Below are 22,568 nucleotides of genomic sequence, written 5' to 3'. Positions count from 1 at the left end.
GCACTGGGCAGGCTGATTGCTGCCTGCCCAGTGCCATGCCTTTTATGAAGGCCGTTACTCAAGCAACAGGCGTACCAGCAAGTCGAGTTCTTCCGCCTCGGGAGAGTCGGCAAGGACGGATCGGATGACCCTACGCAGTTTTACGAAGTTCGCGGTCTCGTCGATCGGCAGCTCCGCAATGTGTTCGGCTTGGGCAGCTCCGAGCTCCGCCAAGCGTCGGTGCCCCGGATTGAGCGAATTGAACTCAGGGATCGGGAGCTGCCACACCGCCTTGTCGATATGGCGCTCGTCCTTGCTATATGCCATGAGCGGCCGGACTACCTCAGTCAGTGCTGGGGTGTTGAGGATCGCGCAGAGGTACATGCCCTCCTCGCGGGTAGCAACCGTTCCCCAATACAGCACGTGGTCGATGATCGCGTTCGGATCGTCTACCAAAGCGGCTGAGACGTGCATGCCGGACTTGCCGTAGACGACACGCAGAGGAGTGGCCGGCAACTGGTCGGAGAGTTTGTGCCGGAAGTCCAGCTGTTCAGAAAGTGTCAGCCGCTCACTGCTGCGGTTCGCCATCCACTGCGCCTCTGCTGCGCGCCACCAGTTGGTGAGATCGGGGTAGCGTTCCAGATGAGGGTGTTCACCGTTGAGGAGGGTGGCATTTCCCTCAATAGGGAGAACTACCTTGCGGGGAGGCAGCAAGCGAAAAGGAAGGACGCTTTCACCGAGGAGAGCTGGCCGCACGAACTCCTTCTCCACAACCCCTTCCATGTCAGGAAGGCTCTTCCACGGTGGCTTCTCCGTGCTGCTCCGCTCTGAACGCACCGCTACGCGGCCTCCGCCAAGACCCAGCGGGCCGGTCTCCTGCTGCTCGACGAAGAACAGCACACGAGGCACGATCGAAGCCCCCTGCCAGAATCGCTTCCGGTATGGCGACGAGATCAGGTCCTCCCCGGCGAACTTGAGCTCGTGATCCTCGCGCTTGACCCACTTCTGGACGTGCGCCCAGTCCGAGTTCCGCCCCGGAATCTTGCCGGTCCACCGCTCGGTGATCGTGGGCAGGGGGACGGGTGTGTTGCCCTTTGCCGCCTCACCGATGAGGGCCTGAATCCGCCGTCCGAAGATGACCGCACTGCCGCGGGGGAAGAAGTGGGGCCGAAGGCGGCGCAGATCCCATGAGCCGGAGAACGCGATCTTTACGGTCTCGTTCGAATCCGGATAGTGGCCGGCGCGGAATCCTGACCAGTACGGACGGTCCAGTACGGGATTCGGTACCACGAAGGCGAACGTGCCGTCGACGGCCAGGTACTGCTGGACCGCTCGGGCGATGAACAGTCCCGAGAGGTCCTGATGCGTTGCAACTTCGTCGCCGCGCCACAGCTTGCGGGACTGCGCCATGTCCTTGAAGAGCTCTTGCATCTCCTCAGACATGTGTCGGTACGACAGCCACGGTGGGTTGCCGACCAGGACATCCACGCGGTTTTCTTCGCGCGACAGCCACATCGGGCGTGCGAGGTTGCGGACGTAGTACGACCAGATGTGGTTGCGTCCGTTGTCGACCAGGTGGCACAGGAGCCGGAAGTTCTCAGTGAGCTCTTGCTGATCGTCTTTCGAGGAGATGCCCAGCCGGTTGAAGAGAGTCGTGAGGGAGGGCTTGCTCTTGGGAGGGCGGTTCGTGGCTCGGTCCGCGAGTTCGTTGACGATGGTGTCGAAGCGCCCGGCGTCTGCCAGGAGGTGCTCGGAGAAGCGCAGCTCGTTCTCGAAGAGCTGTCCGCCTTCCTCCGTACGAATCACCAGATGGCCGTGGTCCAGTAGGTCTGTCCGCTGCTGCCACTGGACACTGTCGCCCAGGTAGACCGGAACCCTTATCGGCCCACGCTCGTCCGACACCAGTCGCGACCGGCCGATGGCCAATAGGTAGGTGACACGCGCAAGGGCTACAGCGACGGGGTGAAGGTCGATGCCCGCAACGTGGTCGCTGATGTCGATGAGAGTCTGGCGCAGCGGTCGGCCCTCGTCCTCCGCGGCCTGCAGATAGCGGCGCGCTGCGTGGAAGAGAAAGGTTCCTGAACCGCACGAAGGGTCCAGTACACGCTGGTTCAGGGGGTCCGTGACAGCATCGGCCACCACCTTCTCGGCAAGCCAGTCGGGTGTGTAGTACTCGCCCTGATTCTTCCGAGTCTCCGCAGCGATGACGGACTCGTAGAGCACCTTGAGCACGTCGTGCTCGACCTTGGCCCAGTCGTAGCGCGTCAGTCGTCGCGCGACGGTGCGCACGAAGCCTTCGCCGCCGGGTACCTCAATGACCCAGCCGAAGAAGTCGGACTCGACGACACCGTAGATCTGCGCCTGCTCGAATCGCTGCCCCAGCACCAGCGTCGACGGCTGCATGTCCGTGACGTCGATGCCGAGCACGAGGTGGGCGATGATCTCTGCGCTGTTGACCAGCAGGGTGTGCTCGATGAACAGCTCGTCGCTGTCCTCGAACTGGGTGCCCAGTGCGCTCCTCAGCAATCGCGCCCACAGCTCGCGCTTGAGTTTCACGGTGGGCAGGCCCTTGTGCTCCTCGTAGAGCGCGGTCAGAGTGGCACGGTCGAGCTTGTGTGAGACGCTGTCCGCGCCCAGGCGGCTCTCGATCGCGTCGGGCGTCGGTCGGATGCCCTCTGCTGTCGCGAGGACACCCTCCAGCCATCTCAGCAGGTCAGCCGGCGGAGTCTTCTGCTTCACTTCGAACCGGCTGACCTGGATCAGGTCGTCGCCGGACAAGCTGTACGCCCGCCAGTCAGCGCCGTCCGTCAGTATGCCGACGTATCGCTGGCCGACTTGTTCTGTGCGGGCATGAACGTATCCACCGAGCTGCTTGACAGCGTCTTTCAGGATCGCGGCGCTCCGCAGATCCTTCTTGGTCTCGATGGCCGTGAAGCCAACCTCGATGTCGATGCGTCGGCCGTCCCCTACCTGGGCCTCCAGATCGACACTCAGGTCGTTCTCGTCGAGGTTTAGGCCACCATCGAGCAGCAACTGTCGAACGTCGGCTTGAAGCGTTGCCTCTGTACGCATCGGCTTACGATCGAGGAGCCGAGCCAGGAGCTTTTCAAGGTTGGTCTGTGAGGCTGTGGTCATGTGCCGCGGGCGTACCAAGCAGACCTGCCGGGGTAGCGAATCGTCGGCGCATCGCTGTAGCCGGACGCGTGGTCGTGCTGGAGGACGCCCCCTCCTTCCCTCTGCCGAGACCGCGGACGTCGAGAGCCCGGACGCGGCGGTGAACCCAAACTGCAGCCATTCTGCCGCAAGGGGTCAAAGTGGATCAGACGTTCGGGCGAGACCAACGCGCGTGGAGGCCAACTGAGACCAAAACTGAGACCACCAACGTCGAAGGGCCCCACTGCAAGCAGCGGGGCCCTTCGACGTATTGCCCGGTGAGAGCAATGGCGGAGGATACGAGATTCGAACTCGTGAGGGGTTGCCCCCAACACGCTTTCCAAGCGTGCGCCCTAGGCCACTAGGCGAATCCTCCGCGGCAAACAATACAAGACGTTGAGGAGTGCTCGCGAACCCGTTCCCCTCGAGCTCGTCCGGGGAGGTTCCGGAAGGTGGGGCAGTGGACTGACAGGGGTGGGGATCGGCTAAGGTGGGCTTCAGCCCCTCACGTGGCGCTATCTGACTGAACTCCCCCAGGGCCGGAAGGCAGCAAGGGTAGGTTGGCTCTGGCGGGTGCGTGGGGGGCCCTTGTGTTTTCGGGGGGTGTGCGGCGCTTCGCCGGTCCGGGGCCGGTTGTCGGTCCGCCCGGATAACCTCGTATGTGTGTCGTCCCTTGCGCTGTACCGCCGCTATCGCCCCGAGTCGTTCGCCGAGGTCATCGGGCAGGAGCATGTCACTGACCCGCTGCAGCAGGCCCTGCGGAACAACCGGGTCAATCACGCGTACCTGTTCAGCGGTCCGCGCGGCTGCGGCAAGACGACCAGCGCGCGCATCCTCGCCCGCTGTCTGAACTGCGAGCAGGGGCCGACGCCCACGCCTTGCGGAGAGTGCCAGTCCTGCCAGGACCTCGCGCGCAACGGGCCGGGATCGATCGATGTCATCGAGATCGACGCCGCATCGCACGGTGGCGTGGACGACGCCCGTGATCTGCGGGAGAAGGCGTTCTTCGGGCCCGCGTCGAGTCGTTACAAGATCTACATCATCGACGAGGCGCACATGGTCACATCGGCGGGGTTCAACGCCCTGCTGAAGGTGGTCGAGGAGCCGCCGGAGCACCTCAAGTTCATCTTCGCGACCACCGAGCCCGAGAAGGTCATCGGCACGATCCGGTCGCGTACGCACCACTACCCGTTCCGCCTCGTGCCGCCGGGGACGCTGCGCGAATATCTCGCCGAGGTCTGTGGCAAGGAGAACAGCTACGTCGAGGACGGCGTGCTGCCGCTCGTCGTGCGGGCCGGGGCCGGGTCCGTGCGTGACTCGATGTCCGTGATGGACCAGCTGCTGGCCGGCGCGGGCGACGACGGTGTGACATACGCCATGGCGACCTCCCTGCTCGGCTATACGGACGGCTCGCTGCTCGACTCGATCGTGGATGCCTTCGCGGCGGGCGACGGGGCCGCGGCCTTCGAGGTCGTGGACCGGGTGATCGAGGGGGGCAACGACCCGCGCCGCTTCGTCGCCGACCTCCTGGAGCGACTGCGTGACCTGGTGATCCTCGCCGCCGTGCCGGATGCCGGGGAGAAGGGCCTGATCGATGCTCCGGCCGATGTCGTCGAGCGGATGCAGGCCCAGGCGTCCGTCTTCGGCGCCGCCGAGCTGAGCCGCGCCGCCGACCTGGTCAACGAGGGGCTGACGGAGATGCGCGGGGCGACCTCGCCGCGCCTCCAGGTCGAGCTGATCTGCGCCCGGGTGCTGCTGCCCGCGGCCTTCGACGACGAGCGTTCGCTGCAGGCCCGGCTCGACCGGCTGGAGCGCGGTGCGTCCTTCGCGACCGCCGGTACGGGGCCCGCCATGGGGTACGTACCCGGGCCGGAGGCTCTGGCCCATGCCCCCGTCCCTGTTGCCCCGGCCGTGCAGCCCGGCGCCGGACCCGCTGCCGCGCGTGCGGCGGCACGGGGAGAGGCACCCGCCCCCGCGGCGCCGCCCGCACCCGCCGCGGCGCCCCCGGCACCCCCGCAGCCCATGGCCCCCGTCGCTCCGGCCGCTCCGCAGCCGCCGGCCGAGGCCCCGGCTCCCGCGGGAGGTCAGCGCCCCGGTGCCTGGCCCAGCGCCGCCGCCCCGGAATCGGGCCGCCGTCCTGGTGGCTGGCCGACCGCTTCCGCTCCCGGCCAGTCGCCTGTCCCGCAGGCAGCCCCGGCCACCGCCCCGGCCCAGGCCGCGCCCGCGGCACCGGTGCCCGCCGTCGAACCGAGCGCGGGAACGACACAGGGCGCCGGCCAGGTACGGAACATGTGGCCGGACATCCTGGAGGCCGTGAAGAACCGCCGCCGGTTCACCTGGATCCTGCTCAGCCAGAACGCCCAGGTCACCGGCTTCGACGGCACCACCCTTCAGATCGGCTTCCTGAACGCGGGCGCGCGCGACAACTTCGCGAGCAGCGGCAGCGAGGACGTGCTGAAGCAGGCACTTGCCGAGCGGTTCAACGCACAGTGGAAGATCGAGGCGATCGTCGACCCGTCGGGCGGTGCGGGCGCACCCCCGCAGACCGGTGGCGGCCGCCCCTCCGCCGTCGCGCCCGCGCCGCAGCGACCGGCCCCCGCGCCCCAGCAGAGTTACGAACCCCGGCCCGCCCCCGCCCCGCACCAGCAGCCGAGCGCCGCACCTGCCGCGGAGCCCGTACCGCAGTCGTACTCCGCGCCCGAACCCCCGCGATCGGTCGCTCCCGAGGACGACACCCCGGAGGCGGACGACCCGGACCTCGTCGACTCGGCGCTCTCCGGGCACGACCTGATCGTCCGCGAGCTGGGCGCCACGGTCGTCGAGGAGTTCACCAACGAGTAGCGCGGGCCGTGCGGGCACGCGGTACACGTCACGGACTGTCCACGGAGCGGCGTCCGTCGAGGCCGCCGCGCCCCGGCGGCTAGGCTGCACACCGTGAAGGTCCTCGTCATCGGCGGCGGCGCCCGCGAACATGCCCTGTGCCGCTCTCTCTCCCTCGACCCCGACGTCACCGCTCTGTACTGCGCTCCCGGCAACGCCGGCATCGCGGAGGTGGCCGAACTGCACCCGGTCGACGCACTCGACGGCGACGCCGTCGCGCGCCTCGCCACTGATCTGGGCGCCGAGCTGGTGGTCGTCGGCCCGGAGGCACCGCTTGTCGCCGGCGTTGCCGACGCCGTGCGCGCCGCGGGCATCCCCTGCTTCGGCCCGTCCGGTGAGGCGGCCCAGCTGGAGGGCTCCAAGGCGTTCGCCAAGGACGTGATGGCCGGGGCAGGCGTTCCGACCGCCCGCAGCTACGTCTGCACCACCCCCGCCGAGATCGACGCCGCCCTCGATGCATTCGGTGCCCCGTACGTCGTCAAGGACGACGGTCTCGCCGCCGGTAAGGGCGTCGTCGTCACCGACGACGTCGAGGCGGCCCGCACCCACGCCCTGGCTTGCGACCGCGTGGTCATCGAGGAGTTTCTCGACGGCCCCGAGGTCAGCCTCTTCGCGATCACGGACGGCACCACCGTGCTGCCGCTCCAGCCCGCGCAGGACTTCAAGCGCGCCCTGGACAACGACGAGGGCCCGAACACCGGCGGCATGGGCGCGTACTCCCCGCTCCCGTGGGCCGACCCCAAGCTGGTCGACGAGGTCATGCAGTCGGTGCTCCAGCCGACCGTCGACGAACTCCGCCGCCGCGGCACCCCGTTCTCCGGGCTGCTGTACGCGGGGCTCGCGATCACCTCGCGCGGAGTCAGGGTGATCGAGTTCAACGCCCGTTTCGGTGACCCCGAGACCCAGGTGGTCCTGGCCCGTCTGAAGACTCCGCTGGCCGGTGTCCTGCTGGGCTCCGCCAACGGCACCCTGGACGAGCTGCCCCCGCTCAAGTGGCGCGACGAGGCCGCCGTCACCGTGGTCATCGCCTCGCACAACTACCCGGGTACGCCGCGCACGGGTGACCTGATCCACGGCCTCGACGATGTGGCGGCGCAGGATGCCCCGCATGCGTACGTCCTGCATGCCGGGACCAGGCGCGACGGCGACGAGATCGTCAGCGCGGGCGGGCGGGTGCTGTCCGTGACCGCGACCGGCAAGGACCTCGCCGGCGCCCGTGAGCGCGCCTACACGGCGGCGGCCCGGATCCGGCTCGACGGATCGCAGTTCCGTACGGACATCGCCAAGAAGGCCGCGGAGGCCTGAGACCGGAACGGAACGGACTGCCGGAACGGAACGGACTGCCGGAACGGAACAGACTGCCGGAACGGAACAGACTGGACGGGAGTCCCCCCGGACCGTACGGGTCCACCCCGGACCGGGGCGCGGGGCCGGGTACGTCACCCGATCTGCCCGCCCCCGGCTGCGGCTCAAGTCCACCCCCCGAACCCCCGTCGACACCCACTGACGCGCCGCTGCCCCAAGGACCGCGGCGCGTCAGCACCTTTACCCAAAGCCATTCCATCGAGTGACGGCTGAGCTATACGGATGACGCCCGCCGAGGCCCCAACTAGGGTGCGGCGCAAGCATTCCGGCACTTGGCCCACTGGCATTGCGATGTCAGTGACGGGTGCCACAGTGGGGGAGTGAACAACACCGCCGCGGGGGCAGAGGGGGTGACGTCCGGCCGTGTCCGGTACCGGTACAAGTGAGGAGCCGGGTGCGCAGAGTGCGCGCGCCCGCGCTCTCGCTCTGCTGCGCATCCGCAGCAGAGCGACCGCCGCAGCCATCCTGCCGGCGGCGGTGGCCGTCGTGCTGCTCGTCGCGGGCGCACAGGGCCATGCCGTCGGCAGCGGCTGGGACACGGCGCGCTGGGCCGTGACGGCCTGCGCGGTCGTCGTGCTCCTGCTCGCCGCAGTGGTCGCGGTCGCGATCGTACGGGCGAGGCCGGCGGTCAGCCCGACCGTCCCGCTCCCGGAGGACGCCGCCCCCGATCTCTATCGCCTGGTCAGGGACCTCGCCGACCGGCTCGGGGTTCCCGCGCCCTCGGCGATAGCACTCACGCCCGACTGCGACAGCTGGCTGGAGGACCGCACACACCCCTCGGCGCAGCCCGCAGCAGGCCCCGGAGCGGATCCGGGAACGCGTTCCCCGGTCCGGACCCGCCGTAGCGTCCGGGCGGCGCCCGTGCTGGTCATCGGTTCGCCGTTCCTGTGGTGGATGCGGGTCGCGGAGCTACGGGCGGTGCTCGCCCCGGTCGTCGCGGGCACAGGCCCCTCCGCGCATCCCGACATAGCCGCGGCGCGTCGTTTCGTACGAGGGCTGGACGGAGCGGTTGCCGACGCGGCCGCGCCCGTCTCCGGGCCGCTGTCCGGGGTGCGCCGAGTGCCGCGGGCCTTCGTCGGCTGGGTCGCCCTGTTTCTGCTGCGCAGCTGTCGCAGCCATGCCGCGGAGATGGAGCGGGGCGTCGCCGCCGCCGCGTCGGTGCGTGCACAGGGTGTGGATTACGGGCTGCGGATCGTCGCCCAGGAGCAGGTCGGCCTCGCCTACGCGGGCTGGGACCGGCTGCTCACCCGCGTCGCGCTGCCCGCCTGGCAGATGGGCCGCTGGCCGTCCCGACTGGACGCGGGTGTGGTGTCCGCCCTCACCGAGCTCTCCCGTCGCGACCGGCTTGCCGACGGATTCGCCTCGCGGCTCGGTGAGCGCCCTGCCTGTGACCTCCTGGAGGAGCCGGGCGCGGCCGACGAGGCGGCATCGCTGCTGGCGGCACGGCTCTTCCACGGCGGCCCGGCAGAGACCGGTCCCGACTGGTCGCCGGTCGACTGGCAGCAGTATCCGGAAGAGGTGGTCGACCGGAAGTGGCGCACCGAGGCTGCACGGCTGCACCGTGTCCTCGACTCGATGGGTACGGCGCCCACGTCGCCCGACGGCGGTGCCTCGGACGATCCCGACTGTGCGGTATTTTCCGTCGACGCCACAGTGCCCACGCTGGCCCGTGTCGTCGAGCATCTGGCAGGCCGGTGCGGGAGCGGCGAGGAGCTCGCGGCCGGGATTAGCGCCGCGGTGGCCCGTGAGGAGGAGGCGGCCCAACAGCCTCCGGCGGGCGGCACATCGGGCCCGGTGGGTGCCCGGAGCGCCGCTCACCCGGGCGGGGACGTCCTGGACTTCTGGGGCCCCGTCCCCCTTCCGCTCTTCCCGCTCCAGCCACCCCGTACGGGTACGGAACTGCTCGCCGACCATGTCGCGGCGATGGTCTGCTGCGCCGCCGTCGACACGGCGGGTGCGGCGCCCGGACTCGACTGGCTCGACGGTCCCGCGCTGTTGGTCGGTGGTGAGCGCCGGGCGGATCTGGGCAGTCCCGTCCTCAGTCTGGTCGAGGACGGGGACGCGGGGCCGTTGCGTTCCTGGCTCGCCTCGGTCGGCGTACGTACCGACAAACCCGTCCGTCTTGTCTGAACCATGGGTCTCGACCACAGAGCCGAACCGCAGCATCCCCACCCTGCTCAGAGACAACGCCGCCGGGAGCACCGCACCCCCAATACCCGGAAGGAAGCGTTCCGTTCACGTCAATTAGCGACGAACGGTGACGGAGTGCATGCGTTATGTGATGTGCTGGGGATCGACGCTGACAGTCGTCGCATCACTGCCGGTGCACCGATGGTGCACGGCCGGTGACGATCGCCGTTGATCACCGGTGACGATCAACTTTGTCTCACTGTTGACTCGGGGGACTAGAGGGAGGGAAGCGGTATGGGGGCGGAGCAGATTCGTCGATGGGAGTCGGGTGCCCTCGCGCACGCCGTCTCCGACCCCTTCGGGCAGGGCCCGCTGCCCTGGCTGCGCGGCAGTGAGAACTACTTCGACGACACCGGACATGTCGTCCCCTGGTACGTGGACCCCACCCTGGCCCGCAGCTCCACCGACGGCGGCACCCGTACGGCCGACGATGTGCACCGCCAGATCAAGGGCTTCACCTCCACGGGCGCCGCGGCCCCCGGAGAAGCGATCGACTTCCACATCACCGTGGACCCGCCCCAGCAGTTCTCCGTGGACATCTACCGCATCGGTCACTACGGGGGCGACGGCGCCGCCAAGATCACCACCAGCCCCCGGCTCTCCGGCATCGTCCAGCCGGCCCCGCTCACCGCCGACCGCACGGTCTCCTGTCACCACTGGTGGCAGTCCTGGCGGCTGCAGATCCCCGCCTACTGGTCGATCGGCGCATACGTCGCCGTGCTCACCACGGTCGACGGATACCGCTCCCACATCCCGTTCACGGTCCGCGACGACCACCCGGCCGATCTCCTGCTGGTCCTGCCGGACATCACCTGGCAGGCGTACAACCTCTACCCGGAGGACGGCCGCACCGGCGCCAGCCTCTACCACGCCTGGGACGAGCAGGGCCGCCTCCTGGGCGAGGAGGACGCCGCGGTCACCGTCTCCTTCGACCGCCCGTACGCGGGCGCCGGCCTGCCGCTCCACGTCGGTCATGCCTACGACTTCATCCGCTGGGCCGAGCGGTACGGCTACGACATCGCGTATGCCGACACACGCGATCTGCACGCGGGCAGGATCGACCCGGGCCGCTACCGGGGCCTGGTCTTCCCCGGCCACGACGAGTACTGGTCGGTGCCCATGCGCCGTACCGCCGAACTCGCCCGCGACGACGGCACCTCGCTCGTCTTCCTCTCCGCCAACACCATGTACTGGCAGGTCAGCCTCTCCCCGTCGCCGTCCGGCGTCCCGGACCGGCTGCTCACCTGCCGCAAGCGCCGCGGCCCGGGCAAGCCCGCGCTCTGGCGCGAGATCGACCGTCCCGAGCAGCAGCTTCTCGGCATCCAGTACGCGGGCCGGGTCCCCGATCCGCACCCCCTGGTCGTACGGAACGCCGAGCACTGGCTGTGGGAATCGACGGGCGCCTGCGAGGGCGACGAGATCGACGGTCTGGTCGCGGGCGAGGCCGACCGCTACTTCCCGCGCACCGCACTTCCCGAGCACGAGAGCCGCATCCTGCTCGCCCACTCCCCGTACCAGGACAGCGAAGGGGTCAAGCGCCACCAGGAGACCTCCCTGTACCGGGCCCCGTCCGGCGCACTCGTCTTCGCCTCCGGCACCTTCGCCTGGTCTCCGGCGCTGGACCGCCCCGGCCATGTGGACCCCCGCATCCAGCGGGCCACCGCCAATCTCCTCGACCGCATCTGCAAACGCGCCTGAAACGCCTCCGGGGCCACGGCACTCGGCGCCACGGACGCCCCCGCTCCGCCCCACCGCACCTCGATACGGGAGAATCGGTACGACTCCTGGATCAACCTACGCGGAGGCAGCGTGTCCGGATTTGTAGAAAAGCCCGAACCAGTGCAGGTCCCGGGGCTCACCCACCTCCACACCGGCAAGGTGCGCGACCTGTACCGGAACGAGGCGGGCGACCTCGTCATGGTCGCCAGCGACCGTATGTCCGCGTACGACTGGGTCCTGCCCACCGAGATCCCCGACAAGGGCCGGGTGCTCACCCGGCTCTCGCTGTGGTGGTTCGACCAGCTCGCCGATCTCGTACCGAACCACGTTCTGTCCACGGAGCTGCCCGCCGGAGCCCCCGCGGACTGGGCAGGCCGGACACTCATCTGCAAGTCGCTGCGTATGGTCCCGGTCGAGTGCGTCGCCCGCGGCTACCTCACCGGCTCGGGCCTCGTCGAGTACAAGGAGTCCCGCACGGTCTGCGGCCTCGCGCTGCCCGAGGGCCTCGTCGACGGCTCCGAGCTCCCGGCACCGATCTTCACCCCCGCCACCAAGGCTGCCGTCGGCGACCACGACGAGAACGTGAGCTACGAGGAGGTGGCCCGCCAGGTCGGCGCGGAGACCGCCGCCCAGCTGCGCCGCACCACACTGGACGTGTACAGCAGGGCCCGTGACATTGCGCGCGTACGCGGGATCATCCTCGCCGACACGAAGTTCGAGTTCGGTTTCGCCCCCACGGCCGACGGCGGTGAGGAGCTGATCATCGCGGACGAGGTGCTGACCCCGGACTCCTCCCGCTTCTGGCCCGCTGCCACCTGGGAGCCGGGCAAGGCCCAGCCCAGTTACGACAAGCAGTTCGTGCGCGACTGGCTGACCTCGCCGGCCTCCGGCTGGGACCGCAAGAGCGAGCAGCCGCCCCCGGCGCTGCCCCAGGAGATCGTGGACGTGACCCGGGCGAAGTACCTGGAGGCGTACGAACTCCTCACCGGCACGCCCTGGCAGTAAGCAGCTCCCGGAACACGAAGAAGCCCCCGGCCGAAAGGCCGGGGGCTTCTTGCTGAACCGAGCGGACGACCAGGTTCGAACTGGCGACCTCAACCTTGGCAAGGTTGCGCTCTACCAACTGAGCTACGTCCGCAAGCGCCGAAGCGCGATGACCACTATACCCATCCGCGCTCGCGTGCGAGACGCACTGCCGCATGACGGTTCTCCGCCCCGAGCTTCGAGGCGGCCGCCGAGAGGTAGTTCCGTACGGTTCCCTGCGACAGCGACGCCCGCTCCGCGATCTCCGCGACCGGCGCCCCGTCGGCCGCCAGCTCCAGCACCTCGGCCTCGCGCGCGGTCAGCGGCGAGTCCCCGGCGGAGATCGCATCGGCCGCCAACTCCGGGTCCACGTAACGGTTTCCGGCGTGCACCGTGCGGATGATCCCGGCCAGCTGCCGGGCGCTGACGGTCTTCGGCACAAAGGCCCGCACGCCTGCCGCGAGGGCCCGCTTCAGATGTCCCGGCCGGCCGTGACTCGTCACGATCATCGTCCGGCAGCCGGGCAGTTCGGCCCGCAGGGATGTGGCGACGTTCACACCGTCGGCACCCGGCATCTCCAGATCGAGGACCGCCACATCGGGGCGATGGGCCCGCGCCATGGCCAGTGCCTCCGGGCCGGTCGCCGCCTCCGCGACCACCACGAGGTCGTCCTCCAGGGCGAGCAGCGCGGCCAGCGCGCCCCGGATCAGATGCTCGTCGTCGGCGAGCAGCACCCGTACAGCCGTCATCGTCGCTCCTCCTGAAGAGCCGGGGTGAGGTCCGGGGCCGTGTGCGGCAGCGGAATCGTGGCCGTCAGCCGGAACAGCCCGTTCCCCGCCGGACCCGCGTCCAGCGAACCGTCGAGTGCGTGAAGCCGCTCCCGCAGCCCGGCCAGCCCGGAGCCGCCCGGCCCGGCGGTGGCCCGCTGCGCCCCGTCGTTCTCCACGTCCAGCACCGCCGCGTCCGCCGAAGCGCGCAGCCGGATCGTGCAGTGCCGCGGATCGCCGTGCCGCAGCACATTGGTCGCCGCCTCCCGCACCACCCAGCCGAGCGCCGACTGCACGGGCGCGGGCAGCGGACCGCCCTCATGGCCCTCCACCGCGCACTCGATCCCGGCCGCCCGCAACACGCTCTGAGCGCCCATGAGTTCGGTACTCAGATCGGCCTCCCGGTACCCACGTACGACATCGCGCACCTCCTGCTGGGAGGCACGGGCGATGCGCATCACCTCGACCATCTGGTCCACGGCCGCAGGCTTGCCGCGCTGGGCGAGCTCCACCGCCAGCTCGCTCTTCAGCGCGATCACGGCCAGATTCCGGCCCAGGACGTCGTGCATGTCCCGGCCGAACCGCAGCCGTTCCTCGGCGACCGCCAGCCGTGTCTCCACGTCCTGCGCCTCGCGGATCTTCCACATCACGCCCAGCGACCAGGCGGACATCCGCGTGGTGACGGACATGATCCCGCCGCCGAACGCCGTCGCGATGAACGCGGACGTCACCAGCGCACGGCCGCCGCCGAGCAGGCCCACCACGGCGCACACCCCGGCGGAGACGGCGGCCTGCTGCACCATCGACACCCACTTCGGCACGATGAGTACGAAAGCGCAGGAGAACGGCACCACACAGGCGCTGAGCACATATCCCGGCTCCGGGAAATCGCGCATGCCCGTGCACCGGGCGAGGGCCAGCATCGCCGCCACGTTCGCCACCAGCGACACGGCTCCGACAGCGACCAGCCGCCGGTCCGGGGTGCCCCGGCCCAGATACCTCTCCAGCCCCCTGGCGGTGAGCGCCGTCCCGCAGACCCCCTGCGCGATGGCGAGCAGGATCGCCAGGGCGATCAGCGCAGCGGGCGCCGCACCGCGCACGGGCCGGGTCACCGACATCAGGATCTGGATCACCACCGCGAGCCACACCAGCCCGTACAGCGTGCCGCGCGTATACAGGTCGACCTTGTCGAACCCGCTGCGGCCGCGCCAGCTCCCCGTCCGCCACCGCACGCGCACGGCACACCCCTCCTCAGCGTCGAGGTTCCCAGCGGAACCACCGCTGCACAGCAAACACGGCAAGCACCGTCCAGGCCAGCGCGGTCAGCCCCGCCCCGAGCAGGTCGTACCCGTCCGCCCCGCCGAGCCAGCCCGCCCGTACGAGCGTCATCACTCCGGTCACCGGCAGCAGTTCGCACACGGACGCCACCCGGTCCGGCAGGATCTCCAGCGGCACGAAGAGCCCGGAGCCCATCATCGAGACGAGGAACAGCGGCAGCGTGGTGATCTGCGCCGTCTGTACGGTCCGGGTCACCGCGGACGTGGCGGCAGCCAGGGCCGCCAGCAGCACCACACCCAACAGCAGGCCCGCGACGAGCAGTTCGGGCCGCTCGGGCGCACCGAGACCGAAGAGCGCCGCACCGGCCAGGACCACCAGCACCGTCTGCGCCAGCGCCAGCGCGACCGACGGAAGCGCGGTCCCGGCGAGGATCTCCCCGTCGGCGATCTCGCCGGTACGCAGCCGCTTCAGGACCAGGTCCTCGCGCCGCGCCACATAGGCGGCGACCAGGTTCATGTACACGACCTGCATCAGCACCATGCCGATGCCGCCGCTGAGCGCCGCCCCGGCCACGGTGAGCCCGGTCCCGCCCAGATCGACCTGTTCCAGCGTCGACTTCATGGCCGCGACCATGGCCAGGGGCACCAGCAACGCGACGAAGACCGCCGTCCTGTTCCGGGCGAGCAGGGTCAGCTCGGCCCGCCCGAGAGCGTTCAGCCGCCCGGACATCGTTGTGCTCGTCATGCGGCAGCCACCCTCTCCGGTTCCGACGCGCTCTGCGCGATATTGAGGAACGCCTCTTCGAGCGAGGCCGACCGGGCATCGAGCCCGAGCAGCGCCACGTCCGACTCCCGGGCCCAGAGCAGCAGTTCACCCAGCGAATCCTGCAGCCGGTGGGTACGGATCTCGACCCTGCGTCCCTCGGCGGCTGCCCGCAGCGGCAGCGGAAGCCGCGCCGCCGGGACTCCCTCGGGCAGCTCGAACCGAATGCGGGCGGGGCGGGCCGCCGTCACCTCGGCGGTGGTGCCCGCCGTCACGATCCGCCCCCGGTGCATGATCGCCAGCCGGTCGGCGAGCGTCTCGGCCTCCTCCAGGTAGTGCGTGGTGAGCAGGACGGTGATCCCGCCCTCGCGCAGCCCCCGTACCAGCTCCCAGGTGTCACGCCGCCCCTCGGCGTCGAGCCCGGTGGTCGGCTCGTCCAGGAAGAGCACCTCGGGCCGGCCGAGCAGGGACAGTGCGAGGTCGAGGCGGCGTCGCTCGCCGCCGGAGAGCTGCTTGACCCGTACGCGCGCCCGGTGGGTGAGCCCGACCAGATCCAGCGCCTCACCGGTCGGCCGGGCGCCGCTCGTGCACCCCGCCCACATCCGTACGGTCTCGGTGACCGTCAGCTCGGACGGGAAGCCGCCCTCCTGGAGCATCACCCCGATCCGCGGCCGTACCGCGGCGCGCTCGCGGTACGGGTCGTGGCCGAGCACCCGCACCGTGCCGCCGTCGGGCCGGGCCAGGCCCTCCAGCAGTTCGACGGTGGAGGTCTTTCCCGCTCCGTTCGTACCGAGCAGGGCGAAGAGTTCGCCGCGGGCCACCGAGAAGGAGACACCGGTCACGGCCTCGAAGCCGCCGGCGTAGCGCCGCCGCACACCGCTCGCCTCGATCACGGGATCGATCACGGAGTCGGTCGCCGAAACGGTCACGGCGTCCGTTGTGAAACCGGTCGCGGGTTCGTCTGTGATGTCCGCCACGGTGCCGCCCGCACGGACGCTGGGAATGTCGTCGCTGGTCATGCCTACAGATTTCCGCCGGATCGTCCCCGCGGGCAGTGCGAGCTGTCACCACTGCTCATGACAAACGTCATGAGCATGAGGCAGGGAGCGCGGACGGGAATACGACGAAGGCCCTGGTCGATATCGACCAAGGCCTTCGAACAAACCCATCAAGAGCGGACGACGAGATTCGAACTCGCGACCCTCACCTTGGCAAGGTGATGCTCTACCAACTGAGCCACGTCCGCATTGCTGCCGCTCATTGTACTCCCCTTGAGGAGATCCACCGGGCGGTGCGAGCACTACTCTACCCGATTCACCGGAGTGGTCGGTAAGAGTGATGCAGAGCGGGTGACAGGAATTGCACACTGCGCCTTCCCCCTGGAAGGGGGATGTTCTGCTACTGAACTACACCCGCACGCTGCGTGGGGTTCGGCTTTGCGGCCTTGCCCTTCGGCGTGCTCCAGACTTTAGCCGACCTGCAGGGGTGTAGCGCAAGTCGGTGGCCACGGGGTGTCGCCGAGAGGTGCGCCGGAGCGGCGGCGAGCGTTCACCGGCCGGCCCCGGCGACCGGCCCGGGCGATCCGGTCGCGGGCCGGGTTCTCAACTGGCTGCGCGGAACGCCTCGTAGACCTTCTTGGGGATCCGGCCGCGGGCCGGTACCTCCATCCGGTGGGAGCGGGCCCAGGCGCGCACGGCCGCCGGGTCGGGTGCGAGTGAGGTGTGCCGGTACGACGCAGGGGTCTTGCCGTGCTTACCGGCATTTGTCTGCTTTCGACCGGCCGCCATGTACGGCGCCAGGACCTTGCGCAGTTTCTTTGCATTGGACGGATTGAGGTCGATCTCGTACGACTTCCCGTCCAGGGCGAAGGCAACCGTTTCCGCCGCTGCTCCCCCGTCGATGTCGTCGAAGAGCGTGACCACTACGCGCTGAGCCACGGATGTCGGTCCTTTCCTACGGCGTCGGCGCGTCTGACATGCGCTGATGCCGGCCTTCCGGCTGTTAGGCGGATGCGAGTCGACCGGTGTCGACTGTTTAGGGGCAATGCTGCATTCCCCGGTAATCATTTGTACAGCGGTGGGTGCCGCATTGTGAAGCCCAGCCAATTACCTCCGCGTGTCAGCCTTCTATGTGTGCTGCTGGTGAGGATTTTTTTTGCAGGACTTTCCCCATGTGTTGTCACGGCCGATATCTGGACGTGATCAAGGGTGCTCGATATCTACCCGCGTAGAATTTCTGGCCAGGTAGGCTGAGGGGACCTGCGGGGGTCTGGGGAACCCCCCCGGAGAAACAGCCGCACCACACCACCACCGGGAGTGCCAGTGGCACGCGTCGTAGTCGACGTCATGCTCAAGCCCGAGATCCTCGACCCGCAGGGACAGGCGGTGCAGCGCGCACTGCCCCGTCTCGGCTTCGAGGGAATCGCGGACGTACGTCAGGGAAAGCGTTTCGAGCTCGAGGTCGAGGGGCCGGTCGACGACGCCGCCCTCAGCCGTATTCACGAGATGGCCGAGACTTTCCTCGCCAACACCGTCATCGAGGACTTCACCGTGAAGGTGGAGAAGGCCGAGGAGTCGAAGTGACTGCTCGTATCGGAGTCGTCACCTTTCCCGGCACGCTCGACGACAAGGACAGCCTGAGGGCCGTACGGGTCGCGGGCGCCGAACCCGTGTCGCTGTGGCACCGCGACAAGGACCTGCACCAGGTCGACGCGGTCATCCTGGCGGGCGGCTTCTCCTACGGCGACTATCTGCGGGCCGGAGCCATCTCCCGCTTCTCGCCGGTCATGGAGACGATCATCGAGAACGCGCGGGCCGGGATGCCGGTCCTCGGTATCTGCAACGGCTTCCAGATCCTGACCGAGGCGCATCTGCTGCCCGGCGCGATGCTGCAGAACAACCACCTGCACTTCATCTGCCGCGACCAGAAGCTGCGCGTCGAGAACGCGGAGACCGCCTGGACCTCGGACTACTCCGCGGGCCAGGAGATCTCCGTACCGCTCAAGAACATGGACGGGCGTTACGTCGCCGACGAGCGCGTCCTCGACGAGCTGGAGGCGGAGGGCCGCGTCGCCTTCCGCTACCTGGACGTGAACCCCAACGGTTCGCTGCGCGACATCGCCGGCATCACCAACGCCGCAGGCAATGTCGTCGGTCTGATGCCGCACCCGGAGCACGCCGTCGAGCCGTTGATCGGAACCGGTCGTACCGACGGCCTCGGTTTCTTCACCTCGATCATCAAGAAGCTGGTCAACGCATGAGCCTGGATACGGTCAAGCACGCGGCCGAGACCCCGGACGTCGCGCAGCCCTGGAAGGAGCTCGGCCTCAAGGAGGACGAGTACGCCCGGATCCGCGAGATCCTGGGCCGCCGTCCCACCGGCGCCGAGCTCGCCATGTACTCCGTGATGTGGTCCGAGCACTGCTCGTACAAGAGCAGCAAGGTCCACCTCAAGCAGTTCGGCGAGAAGGTCCCCGTCAACGACGCGATGCTCGTCGGCATCGGCGAGAACGCCGGTGTGGTCGACGTCGGTCAGGGTTACGCGGTCACCTTCAAGGTCGAGTCGCACAACCACCCCTCGTACATCGAGCCCTACCAGGGCGCGGCCACCGGCATCGGCGGCATCGTCCGCGACATCCTCGCCATGGGTGCCCGTCCGGTCGCGGTCGTCGACCCGCTGCGGTTCGGAGCGGCCGACCACCCCGACACCAAGCGGGTCCTCCCGGGTGTCGTCGCGGGTATCGGCGGGTACGGCAACTGCCTGGGACTGCCCAACATCGGCGGCGAGGTCGTCTTCGACGCCTGCTACCAGGGCAACCCGCTCGTCAACGCCGGCTGCATCGGTGTGATGAAGCACGAGGACATCCACCTGGCCCAGGCCTCCGGCCCCGGCAACAAGGTGATCCTGTACGGCGCCCGCACCGGCGGCGACGGCATCGGCGGCGTCTCGGTCCTGGCCTCGGAGACCTTCGAGTCGACCGGCCCGGCCAAGCGCCCGGCCGTCCAGGTCGGCGACCCGTTCCAGGAGAAGCTCCTCATCGAGTGCACCCTGGAGATCTTCGGCGAGAAGCTCGTCGCCGGTATCCAGGACCTCGGCGGTGCGGGCCTGTCCTGCGCCACCTCCGAGCTGGCCTCCGCAGGCTCCGGCGGTATGCGCGTCGAGCTGGACACCGTTCCGCTGCGCGACTCCTCCCTCTCGCCCGAGGAAATCCTCATGAGCGAGTCGCAGGAGCGCATGTGCGCGATCGTCGAGCCGCAGCACGTCGAGCGCTTCCTGGAGATCTGCGAGAAGTGGGACGTCATCGCCACCGTCATCGGTGAGGTGACCGAGGGCTCGCAGCTGGAGATCTTCTGGCACGGCGAGCAGATCGTGGACGTGCCGCCGCGGTCCGTCGCCCACGAGGGCCCGACGTACCACCGCCCGTTCGCCCGTCCGTCCTGGCAGGACGCGCTGCAGGCCGACGACGCGGGCAAGCTGGCCCGTCCGGCGAACGGCGCCGAGCTGCGCGAGCAGGTCCTCAAGCTGGTCGCTTCGCCGAACCAGGCGTCGAAGTCCTGGATCACGGACCAGTACGACCGGTTCGTGCAGGGCAACACCGTGCTCGCGATGCCCGAGGACGCCGGCATGGTCCGGATCGACGAGAAGTCGAACCTGGGCGTGGCCATGGCGACCGACGGCAACGGCCGGTACGCCAAGCTCGACCCGTACACCGGTGCGCAGCTGGCGCTGGCGGAGTCGTACCGCAATGTCGCCGCCTCCGGCGCCAAGCCGCTCGCGATCTCGGACTGCCTGAACTTCGGTTCGCCCGAGGACCCGGACGTCATGTGGCAGTTCGCCGAGGCCACCCGTGGTCTTGCGGACGGCTGCCTGGAGCTGGGCACCCCGGTCACCGGCGGCAACGTGTCGCTGTACAACCAGACCGGCGAGACGGCGATCCACCCGACGCCGGTCGTGGCCGTGCTCGGTGTGATCGACGATGTCACCCGGCGTACGCCGGTCGCCTTCAAGGAAGAGGGCCAGCTCCTCTACCTGCTCGGCGACACGCGTGAGGAGTTCGGCGGCTCGGCCTGGTCCGAGGTCATCCACGGCCACCTGGGCGGCATGCCGCCCAAGGTCGACCTGGGCCGCGAGAAGCTGCTCGGCGAGATCCTGATCTCGGCCTCCCGCGACGGCATGGTCGATGCGGCGCACGACCTCTCCGACGGCGGTCTGATCCAGGCGGTCACCGAGTCCTGCCTCCGTGGCGGGAAGGGTGCCCGGCTGGTCGTGCCGGACGGTCTGGACGCGTTCACCTTCCTCTTCTCCGAGTCGGCGGGGCGCGCGGTCGTCTCCGTTCCGCGCAGCGAGGAGCTCCGCTTCAACGACATGTGCGGGGCGCGGGGTCTGCCCGTCGCCCGTATCGGTGTCGTGGACGGCGAGGAGATCGAGATCCAGGGCGAGTTCAGCATTCCGCTGAGCGAGCTGCGCACGGCGCACGAGGAGACCATTCCGGGTCTGCTCGCCTGACGCCCGATCCTGTTCGAGGACGGCCCCGCCCGGTTCATGGGCGGGGCCGTCCTCGTTCCGTCAGGCTCGGCGGATCCGGAACTCCGGGAATTCCGCCGAGCCGCATATGCATTTCCTGCTGATGGACTATCGGGGTGCGGATGCGGACAGCCCGCGGAATTCTGTTCACGATCGGCACGGTCGCCGACGAAACGATGTTCGTGTCGAGCACGGCCGGCGGGATCGTGGCGATGCAGAGCACGAACCCGATGATGCGTTGCCGACCGGTCATGGCTGTGGATAGGACGGGACTCCCCTCCGGAGCAGGGCGGTGCTGCCGCCGTCGCATCACCATGCCATGTAAATATATCGGGTCAATATTTGATCTGAGAGTAATCTTCATCCTGGTACAGTGATGCCATGACTGAGGGGATGAGCCTGCGCGAGCGCAAGAAGCTCCAGACGCGACACCGTCTGCTGACCGCGGCCACCGCGCTCTTCGCCGAGCGCGGCTTCGACAAGGTCTCGGTCGCCGAGATCGCCGAGGCGGCCGAGGTGTCGAAGATGACCGTCTTCAACTACTTCGCCGGCAAAGAGGACTTGGTCCTCGCTCCCATGGAGGAGCACATCGGTGATGTCGCGCGGGTGGTACGGGACCGGGGCCCCGGCGAGTCCGCGGTGGCCGCCGTGCGGCGTCAGTTCCTGACCGCCATCGAGGCCCGCGACCCCTCCGCCGGGCTGAGCGACGCGCCGGTGGTGCTCGGGCTGCGCCGGCTGATCCAGGAGACCCCGGCGCTGCTCATCCGGGCCCACGCGTTCTCCATGCGCTCCTTCGACCTGCTCGCCGAAGTCCTGGTCGAGGAGGGGGAGGAGCCGTCCATCGCCCGGATCGCGGCCGCGCAGCTGATCGTCACCCGCAACGCCCTCATCTCCGCGAATCAGATGCGGCTGCTGGCGGGGGAGTCGGCGGACGCGGTGGCGCCGGATGCCGTCGCGCTCGCCGAGCGCGGTTTCGATCTGCTCGACAAGGGACTGGGCGGCTTCGCGACCAGGTCCCGGGGCAGCCGGTCCGACGGTGCTCAGGGCCTGTCCGACCCTGAGCCGCTGGACACCCCTTAGGCTCCTGGACCATGCCGCCGTCCCAGAAACGAGCCCGCCGCTACGACCCGGTCAGGACCCGCACCGCGGTCCTGGCGCAGTTCGCCCATGTCCGGGAAGCCGTCCGCGTCCTGACGCCCGAACAGCTGGCGCTGCCGACCCGGCTCGGGGACTGGACCGTGCGCGAACTGGCCGTCCATCTGACCATGGCGCTCTCGCACGTCACGCGGAATCTGGAGCTGCCCGAACCCGCCTCGCCCAAGCCCGATCTGACGCTCCTCGAATGGCCGTTCTCGACCGCGGACCGGGCCGGGTGCATCGCCGACGACACCAAGGCCCTCGCCGTGGACCGTCCGGACCTGGACGCGCTGTACGGGGAGGTCGCCGGGCGGTTCGAGGAGCTGGTGTCCGACGCCCCGGAGGACCGGTTGCTGCCGACCCGGGCCGGCGCGATGCGGCTGGCCGACTTCCTGGTCACGCGTACCGTCGAACTCGTCGTGCACACCGACGATCTGAACGAGGCGGCCGGTCTCGGTATCCCGTACGACCGGCAGGCGCTCGCCGCCTGCACCCGGCTGCTCGCCGACGCGCTCGCGGAGAAGGCGCCGGGCGGCTCGGTCGAGGTGCGCGTCCCGCCGTTCGCCGTCGTCCAGTGCGTCCAGGGCCCCAAGCACACGCGCGGTACGCCGCCCAATGTCGTCGAGACCGATCCGCTCACCTGGATCCGGCTCGCCACCGGGCGTACGGAGTGGGCCCAGGAGCTCGACGCGGCGAAGGTCGGCGCCAGCGGTGAGCGGGCCGATCTCGCCGTGCTGCTGCCCCTGATGGGGTGAGGGGGAACCGGACGACCGCCCGCACCGTCCCAGGGCC

The 22,568-nt window shown here is 69.3% G+C and carries 16 protein-coding genes, 4 tRNA genes and 1 other RNA gene; 11 read left to right on the top strand and 10 right to left on the bottom strand.

The features are described from left to right. Nucleotides 1–54 precede the first annotated feature (54 nt). Together NRF20_RS22045 and NRF20_RS22040 are read right to left on the bottom strand one after the other, a co-directional pair. Complete coding sequence (locus tag NRF20_RS22045) at nucleotides 55–3,114, bottom strand: N-6 DNA methylase (RefSeq protein WP_413753134.1); 3,060 nt, start codon at nucleotides 3,112–3,114, stop codon at nucleotides 55–57. 306 nt (nucleotides 3,115–3,420) lie between these two features. Beyond that, nucleotides 3,421–3,508: transfer RNA gene (locus tag NRF20_RS22040), tRNA-Ser, on the bottom strand. A gap of 120 nt (nucleotides 3,509–3,628) precedes the next feature. Between NRF20_RS22040 and ffs the strand changes: the two genes are divergently transcribed. The 6 genes from ffs to NRF20_RS22010 all read left to right on the top strand — a co-directional run bounded on the left by ffs (nucleotide 3,629) and on the right by NRF20_RS22010 (nucleotide 12,291). Then, nucleotides 3,629–3,725, top strand: an RNA gene (gene ffs / locus NRF20_RS22035) — signal recognition particle sRNA small type. Nucleotides 3,726–3,795: 70 nt separating this feature from the next. Beyond that, entirely contained in the window at nucleotides 3,796–5,973 is a 2,178-nt protein-coding gene (locus NRF20_RS22030; protein WP_398628549.1) for a DNA polymerase III subunit gamma and tau, read from the top strand. Nucleotides 5,974–6,066: 93 nt separating this feature from the next. Further along, nucleotides 6,067–7,317, top strand: coding sequence for a phosphoribosylamine--glycine ligase (gene purD, locus NRF20_RS22025; RefSeq protein WP_413753133.1), 1,251 nt, complete (start codon nucleotides 6,067–6,069; stop codon nucleotides 7,315–7,317). A 423-nt stretch (nucleotides 7,318–7,740) separates the two neighbouring features. Then, nucleotides 7,741–9,507, top strand: a complete 1,767-nt coding sequence (locus NRF20_RS22020; RefSeq protein WP_398628551.1) for a hypothetical protein — start codon at nucleotides 7,741–7,743, stop codon at nucleotides 9,505–9,507. A 294-nt stretch (nucleotides 9,508–9,801) separates the two neighbouring features. Beyond that, nucleotides 9,802–11,265, top strand: a complete 1,464-nt coding sequence (locus NRF20_RS22015) for a N,N-dimethylformamidase beta subunit family domain-containing protein (protein ID WP_413753132.1) — start codon at nucleotides 9,802–9,804, stop codon at nucleotides 11,263–11,265. 111 nt (nucleotides 11,266–11,376) lie between these two features. Beyond that, nucleotides 11,377–12,291, top strand: a complete 915-nt coding sequence (locus NRF20_RS22010) for a phosphoribosylaminoimidazolesuccinocarboxamide synthase (RefSeq protein WP_266359571.1) — start codon at nucleotides 11,377–11,379, stop codon at nucleotides 12,289–12,291. A gap of 60 nt (nucleotides 12,292–12,351) precedes the next feature. Here NRF20_RS22010 and NRF20_RS22005 read toward each other — a convergent pair. From NRF20_RS22005 to NRF20_RS21970, 8 genes are all read right to left on the bottom strand, one after another. Next, a tRNA-Gly gene (locus NRF20_RS22005) sits at nucleotides 12,352–12,424 on the bottom strand. Between the two features lie 22 nt (nucleotides 12,425–12,446). After that, nucleotides 12,447–13,058, bottom strand: coding sequence for a response regulator transcription factor (locus NRF20_RS22000; protein WP_093894677.1), 612 nt, complete (start codon nucleotides 13,056–13,058; stop codon nucleotides 12,447–12,449). After that, nucleotides 13,055–14,314, bottom strand: a complete 1,260-nt coding sequence (locus NRF20_RS21995; RefSeq protein WP_413753131.1) for a sensor histidine kinase — start codon at nucleotides 14,312–14,314, stop codon at nucleotides 13,055–13,057. Before NRF20_RS21995 ends, NRF20_RS22000 begins: the two co-directional genes overlap by 4 nt. A 13-nt stretch (nucleotides 14,315–14,327) precedes the next feature. Beyond that, nucleotides 14,328–15,098: an ABC transporter permease gene (locus NRF20_RS21990; RefSeq protein WP_413753130.1), complete on the bottom strand. Its 771-nt coding sequence runs from the start codon at nucleotides 15,096–15,098 to the stop codon at nucleotides 14,328–14,330. Next, the gene (locus NRF20_RS21985) at nucleotides 15,095–16,135 is read right to left on the bottom strand and encodes an ABC transporter ATP-binding protein (RefSeq protein ID WP_413753129.1); all 1,041 of its coding nucleotides are present in this window, start codon (nucleotides 16,133–16,135) and stop codon (nucleotides 15,095–15,097) included. The genes NRF20_RS21990 and NRF20_RS21985 overlap by 4 nt, the downstream gene beginning before the upstream one ends. A gap of 154 nt (nucleotides 16,136–16,289) precedes the next feature. Continuing rightward, nucleotides 16,290–16,362: transfer RNA gene (locus NRF20_RS21980), tRNA-Gly, on the bottom strand. Between the two features lie 98 nt (nucleotides 16,363–16,460). Then, nucleotides 16,461–16,532, bottom strand: a tRNA-Gly gene (locus NRF20_RS21975). A 185-nt stretch (nucleotides 16,533–16,717) separates the two neighbouring features. Next, nucleotides 16,718–17,053, bottom strand: coding sequence for a histone-like nucleoid-structuring protein Lsr2 (locus tag NRF20_RS21970; RefSeq protein ID WP_266359562.1), 336 nt, complete (start codon nucleotides 17,051–17,053; stop codon nucleotides 16,718–16,720). A gap of 384 nt (nucleotides 17,054–17,437) precedes the next feature. Here NRF20_RS21970 and purS point away from each other — a divergent pair, with 384 nt between their 5' ends. The 5 genes from purS to NRF20_RS21945 all read left to right on the top strand — a co-directional run bounded on the left by purS (nucleotide 17,438) and on the right by NRF20_RS21945 (nucleotide 22,531). Then, entirely contained in the window at nucleotides 17,438–17,698 is a 261-nt protein-coding gene (gene purS, locus NRF20_RS21965; RefSeq protein WP_176729353.1) for a phosphoribosylformylglycinamidine synthase subunit PurS, read from the top strand. Continuing rightward, nucleotides 17,695–18,375: a phosphoribosylformylglycinamidine synthase subunit PurQ gene (gene purQ / locus NRF20_RS21960; RefSeq protein WP_093894672.1), complete on the top strand. Its 681-nt coding sequence runs from the start codon at nucleotides 17,695–17,697 to the stop codon at nucleotides 18,373–18,375. The genes purS and purQ overlap by 4 nt, the downstream gene beginning before the upstream one ends. Then, nucleotides 18,372–20,621 carry a phosphoribosylformylglycinamidine synthase subunit PurL gene (gene purL, locus NRF20_RS21955; protein WP_398628556.1) on the top strand — a complete coding sequence of 750 codons (2,250 nt, stop codon included), beginning with the start codon at nucleotides 18,372–18,374 and terminating at the stop codon, nucleotides 20,619–20,621. The genes purQ and purL overlap by 4 nt, the downstream gene beginning before the upstream one ends. A gap of 399 nt (nucleotides 20,622–21,020) precedes the next feature. Then, on the top strand, nucleotides 21,021–21,719 hold the full coding sequence (locus NRF20_RS21950; RefSeq protein ID WP_398628557.1) for a TetR/AcrR family transcriptional regulator: 699 nt from the start codon (nucleotides 21,021–21,023) through the stop codon (nucleotides 21,717–21,719). Nucleotides 21,720–21,730: 11 nt separating this feature from the next. Beyond that, a complete protein-coding gene (locus NRF20_RS21945) occupies nucleotides 21,731–22,531 on the top strand; it encodes a sterol carrier family protein (protein WP_398628558.1) in 801 nt (266 codons plus the stop codon). Nucleotides 22,532–22,568 lie beyond the last annotated feature (37 nt).

This window comes from Streptomyces sp. R-74717, from assembly GCF_047305335.1.
Lineage (GTDB): Bacteria > Actinomycetota > Actinomycetes > Streptomycetales > Streptomycetaceae > Streptomyces > Streptomyces atratus.
This window is presented reverse-complemented; position numbering and strand designations above follow the sequence as displayed.

Bases quoted from the DNA above. Each gene is read 5' to 3' on its own strand.
- NRF20_RS22045 (WP_413753134.1), bottom strand. From the start codon at position 3,114: ATGACCACAGCCTCACAGACCAACCTTGAAAAGCTCCTGGCTCGGCTC.
- NRF20_RS22015 (WP_413753132.1), top strand. From the start codon at position 9,802: ATGGGGGCGGAGCAGATTCGTCGATGGGAGTCGGGTGCCCTCGCGCAC.
- NRF20_RS22000 (WP_093894677.1), bottom strand. From the start codon at position 13,058: ATGACGGCTGTACGGGTGCTGCTCGCCGACGACGAGCATCTGATCCGG.
- NRF20_RS21990 (WP_413753130.1), bottom strand. From the start codon at position 15,098: ATGACGAGCACAACGATGTCCGGGCGGCTGAACGCTCTCGGGCGGGCC.
- NRF20_RS21985 (WP_413753129.1), bottom strand. From the start codon at position 16,135: ATGACCAGCGACGACATTCCCAGCGTCCGTGCGGGCGGCACCGTGGCG.
- purL (WP_398628556.1), top strand. From the start codon at position 18,372: ATGAGCCTGGATACGGTCAAGCACGCGGCCGAGACCCCGGACGTCGCG.
- NRF20_RS21950 (WP_398628557.1), top strand. From the start codon at position 21,021: ATGACTGAGGGGATGAGCCTGCGCGAGCGCAAGAAGCTCCAGACGCGA.
- NRF20_RS21945 (WP_398628558.1), top strand. From the start codon at position 21,731: ATGCCGCCGTCCCAGAAACGAGCCCGCCGCTACGACCCGGTCAGGACC.